Origin of the sequence: uncultured Maribacter sp. (assembly GCF_947495965.1) — a bacterium.
GTDB lineage: Bacteria > Bacteroidota > Bacteroidia > Flavobacteriales > Flavobacteriaceae > Maribacter_B.
The window spans coordinates 1-4,725 of record NZ_CANMBB010000017.1 but is presented as its reverse complement, the minus strand read 5'-3'; the positions used below and the strand labels follow the sequence as shown (position 1 = coordinate 4,725).

Here is a 4,725-nt window from a genome sequence, read left to right as displayed (position 1 = left end):
CTGGAATAACCTCTGGTATATTTACAGCTCTTGCTCCAGATACATACACCTTTAGAGTTACTGACAATAAAGGGTGTCAAATAGAAGAAAATTATACTGTAGTAGATATTCCACGAGTAGCTGCAATTTCCCAATTGACTAATAACGTAAGTTGTTTAGGTGCTACTGATGGTGCATTTACTTTTACAGTAAGTGATTTTGCTACTACTTATAGTTATACTGTAGAAAATAGCGCTACTACAGTAGTACAATCGCAAAATAACATAAACCTTACAACTGCAATAGCTGTTAGCGGATTTGCAGCGGATACCTATACGGTTACAATAACAGACGATACAACAAATTGTACAGCAACAACTAGTATGGTAATAAATGACCCTGCAGCTGCTTTAGACTTTACATTTACCAACACACCTGTTACTTGTATAGAAAATAGTACTATAACAGTTACTGCAACTGATGGATGGGGTAGTTATGAATACCAATTAGAGAATACTGTTGGTCCTGCTATAGTTTATGCATACCAAAGTACTAATGTATTTACAAATGTAGCTGCAGGTACTTACACTATTTATGTAAGAGATGCTGGTGGTTGTATTATTGATAAACCAATAACACTTACTACTGCAGAAGCTCCAACAATTGCAGTAGATGCCTCTTCAGATTATTGTTATGATGGTACTGATCAAGCATCACTCGTAATTAATATTACCGATGGTGTAGCTCCATATACTTATAGTATTGATGGTGGTGCACAAACGGCTGTAGTTGGAAATCCGTTTACAATTGCAAACTTAACCCCTGGAACTTATAATATTCAAGTAACCGATGCTTATGGGTGTGTTTCTAACATTCTTTCAGAAACTATTGAACCTCAATTAACTGCAAATGCAGTATTAACACAAGATCTTTTATGTACAGGTAATGCCGTAATAGACGTTACTATAAATGAAGGCTATACTCCGTACGCAACGTATCAAGTACAATTTAATGGCGGAGGCTATGGTGCCACTACAGCAATTGTTGGTAATACATTTACTTATAACGGAGCCGCTACAGATGGTACTTATCAGTTCTTAATAACAGACGCTAATAATTGTACAGTAGAAACTAATGAAATTACTATTACTCCAACCATAACTCCACAGGCAACACCAGTTGTTACCAATGTGGCTTGTTTTGGAGGAACAGATGGATCGGTATTTATAGATATAGATACTAATTTTGGTATAGCTCCATATACTATTAGTTTTAATGGAAGTCCTTTTACTTCCACCACAACGTATTCTGGTTTAGCAGCAAATGTTGCTGGTTATCCTTTTATAGTAAGAGATGCTAGAGGCTGTGAATTCTCTGGTAATGCTGTGGTGAATGAGCCATTACAAATCTTGTCAAACATGGTAGCTCGCGATGTTACCTGTAACCCAGGTGTTGGGAATAATTTAGGAGGAATTGATGTTACTATAACACAAGGCGGATTTGCTAATTTCACTTATACATTATATGACAGTGCAAATAACATAGTTGCATTAGGAAGCGGAGACCCTAATCCTGCTACTACAGCAAATACTACACATTCTTTTAATGGTGTTGATTTTGGTGATTACTATGTAAGAATTGTAGATGCTAACGGTTGCGAAAGTGATTTGGGTTCAGTACGTGTACTTTCAAATCCGTATTTAAACCTAACAGCTAATATTCCACCACCAGATTGCCCAACAGGAGGAACTGCAGAAATCACTGCTTCTAGTGGATCTGGAGATTACAGTTTTCAAATATATGGGATTGGTACTGCTCCTACCACAGAAGTAGCAGGAGGTCCTGGTGAAGAAATAGCAACTTTTACAGGGTTAAATCCTGGACAAACATATATTATTGAGGCTATAGACAATATTAACCTTTGTACCAGTTACCAAGAGGTTACTATACCTTCTTTGTCAACAATTACAGCTGTAATAGATAATACTACAAATATTTCATGTGCAACAGCAGATGATGGAACAGTAACCTTTACCGTTGATAATTATGACCCTGCTATAGCAAGTATTAATTATTCTATTCTAAATGCGCTTACTAACACTCCAGTAGTAGGAACTGGTACTTATGCTGGTACTATTGGACCTGGACCTCTTGGGGGACCACAAAGCTTAACAGTAACAGATTTACCTCCTGGGGATTACATACTTTTTGTGGAAGAAGCTGCATTACCTTCATGTAGTAATACAGAACCTTTTAGAATAACAGAACCTACACCAGTAGCGTTAAATCTAATAAGCCAAGTTCCTGCAAATTGTTTAGATAATGCGGAAGTTACAGTTAGAGCCAATGGTGGATCAGGATCCTATAATTATGCATATGTAATTGACGGAGCACCTGCTCCAGTAACATTTACAGAAGGACCAACTTTTACCCTTGACCCAGCAGTAAGTTTGGTATGGGATGTATATGCACAAGATACTAATGGATGTGTTTCCCCTTTAATAGATGTTACCATTACCGAAGATCCAACACCAGCAATTAGCGTTGCTATTAATAATCAATGTAGCGCTGCTGAAGGTGCTTATTCTGTAGATATTACTTTAGATGCCATTGGGATTGTACCACATACTATTAGTGTTGATGGTGGTGCACCACAAGCAAGTACATTATCTATTGTTGGCGACGTAATGACGGTTACCAACTTAAGTTCTGGTTCACATACATTTACCATTTCTGATGTAAACGGATGTACTGAAACTGAAAATATTACTATATATCCTCCTTTAACATTAGGAGCTAATGTATCTGCCGCGGATAACTGTGATCCAGCAAATTCTGGTGAAGTAACAGTTACTGCAAACGGTGGATCAGGAAACTATAGTTATACACAAATAACTCCAGCAGGACCAACAAATACAACAGGTGTATTCACTGGTTTAACGCATTCAGTTGCATATACTTTTGAAGTAGAAGATACTACAACAAATTGTTCAACACCTGTAACTATTACACTAGATGCTCCTGCTAACCCAACATTTACTTTAGCACCGACTGCTGTTAGTTGTTTTGGAGGAAATAATGGAACTATTACAGTAAATTTAAATGCCGGGAATATTGATGTTGCTTATGCATATAGTTTAGATGGTGGAACCACAACACAACCAACTAATGTATTTAACGGCCTTACGCAAGGAACATATAATGTAACTGTAATTTCAGCCAAAGGTTGTCAATCAACATTACCTATTGATGTTATAGAACCAACGGAGCTAGATATTACAGCTTCAGCTTCTGCATTTAGTTGTAATGATTCTGCAAGTACCATAACTGTTACTATTAATGATGCAACTCCTGGAAATCCTTCTGGAACAGGACCATATGTTTATAGTTTTGATAACGGAGCTAATTACCAACCAACAAATACTTATGAAGTACCTTTTGGTTCTTCAGATGTAACTGTTGTTGTAAAAGATGCTAATGGATGTACTGCTAATGAAATTGTATCCATACCAGCTATCCAAGAGGTAACGGCTAGTATTACTCAAAATCAAATTATTGATTGTGATAATGGTCAAGAAATTATTGAAATTGTTGCAGCAAATGGCTCTGGAACATATACCTATGCAGAACTTCCAAGTGGTACTACAATTACAGATCCAACGAATATAATACTAACTAGTCCTGGTACTTATATTTATGAAATAACGGATACGGTTACTAATTGTTCCGTTACTTTAGAACATACTATTGCTCCGTATGATTTAATCGATGTAACTGCGGCACTTGTAAGCGATGCTACATGTAGCGATAGTACAGACGGAGTAATACAAGTAACAATTACTGGTTACACAGGTACTTTTAACTATGAAGTGTTTGACAATACTGGTACAGCTGTAGCAGGTACTGCAAACTCTAATAATGCAACAAGTGATCCTTATATTTTCAATGTAGCTTCAACTTTAGGAGCTGGAATATATTCTGTTAGAATTACGGAAACAGCATTCCCTGAATGTGTTGGTACCTCTAATACTGTTACTATAGATGCGCCAGAAGCTTTAGCTCTATCTTTAGTAAGCAATGTAAATGCTAATTGTATCGAAACGAATGCTATTGTAACCGTACAAGCTACAGGAGGAACTGCAGCATATAGTTATGGTGCTTCTATTAGTGGTGCTGGTGACCCAGGTGTTTATCCTTTTGATAATACCATAGAATTAGACCCAACAACAAGCTTAAACTGGGATATTTACGTACAAGATGCTAACGGGTGTGTAATCGCAGTGCCATTAGCTATCACCGTAGATACAGATACAACTCCTGATATTTCATTAGCTATTGACGACGAATGTGCAGATGAAGGTAGTTTTGGAATAACGGTTTCATTAGATGCCATAAATACAGGTATTGCTCCTTATACTATGCGTATTAATGGTAGCGCTTTCCAAAGTATTGCTAGCTTCCCTTATACTTATACAGGTTTAACAGCTGATGCTTATACTATTGAAATAAGAGATGCTAATAATTGTTCTGAAATTGAAAATATTACTATTGATCCAGAATTAACAGTAAGTGCAACACCTTTAACACAACCTACTTGTGCTACTAATGACGGAGTTATAGAGTTTACTGTAAACGGTGGCTCTGGAACTTTTACCGCTACCTTATTACGTTCAGATTTATCTGCAACAGGTATAGCTCCAACTGCTAATCAATTTACTGGAGTAGGATTTGGTGACTACATTGTTA

Annotated in this window: 1 pseudogene; it reads left to right on the top strand. The window is 36.8% G+C overall.

What is annotated here, in order from left to right:
• Positions 1–4,725 (top strand): annotated as a pseudogene (locus tag Q0820_RS16830) (hypothetical protein); the annotation flags it as partial.